At 61.9% G+C, this 918-nt stretch carries 1 protein-coding gene; it reads left to right on the top strand.

The features are described from left to right. Nucleotides 1-918, top strand: a 918-nt coding sequence (locus GY725_24925; GenBank protein MCP4007439.1) for a hypothetical protein, incomplete at both ends; no start/stop codon positions are given.

Below are 918 nucleotides of genomic sequence, written 5' to 3'. Positions count from 1 at the left end.
GTCGGAAGTCGCTGGACCGGAGCACCAGCCCATCCTCGCGGCTCTCGAAGGACTGGTTGCAGCTCGAATCATCGAGCCCTCGAGCAACGCCGCAGATACTTACCGCTTCAGTCACGCCCTGATCCGCGAAACGCTCTACCGAGGGATCCATGCGCCCAGTCGCGCCCGCTTCCACGAATCTATTGCGGCGGCGTTGGAACGTCTCTACAGCGAGTCTACAACTCCTCCGCTGGCAGAACTGGCTCATCATTGGTACTTGGCGGTGGCGACGGGTGCCATCGAAAAAGCTGCAGAGTATTGCGAACGCGCGGGCTTGCTGGCTGCATCGCGGCTCGCATTCGAAGAGGCTGTGACGCTCCTGAGACGGGCAAGCGAACTCGCAGACCTTCGTGCGTCGCCGGACGATTCCAGCCACTGCGAGCTTCTTCTCCAGTTGGGGCAAGCCGAGTGGAGCGCTGCCGAACAAACGTCTGCACGCGCAAGCTTCGCCCGGGCCGCTGCGCTTGCTCGGCAGGTGGGCTCGGCAGCGCTGTTTGCGAGAGCGGCGATTGGCTACTACGGCTTCGAGGAGGGGATCACCGCAGACTCGACGACCCTGGTTCTGCTCGAAGAAGCGGCAAAGTGGATCGGTTCGGATTCCCCGGCGCTCCGAGCCAGCGTACTGACCAAACTCCAGCACATGGTTCCGCACGCGTACAGCATGGAAACGCAACGATCCATGAGCCTCGAAGTGCTCGACCTCGCCCGCAACTGCGGGGAAATCGAAGCTCTTCGCGAGGCTTTTCGCGCTCGCCACAATGCAACGCTTGGCCCGGACTTCCTTGACGAGAGACTCGAGTGGGAGGAAGAGTGTCGAAGCTGGGGAAAACAGCTCGACGACCCTTGGTTGTCCTGGTTCGGAAACGATGTCGCATCCCC

It is taken from the genome of bacterium (assembly GCA_024226335.1).
GTDB lineage: Bacteria > Myxococcota_A > UBA9160 > SZUA-336 > SZUA-336 > JAAELY01.
This window is presented reverse-complemented; position numbering and strand designations above follow the sequence as displayed.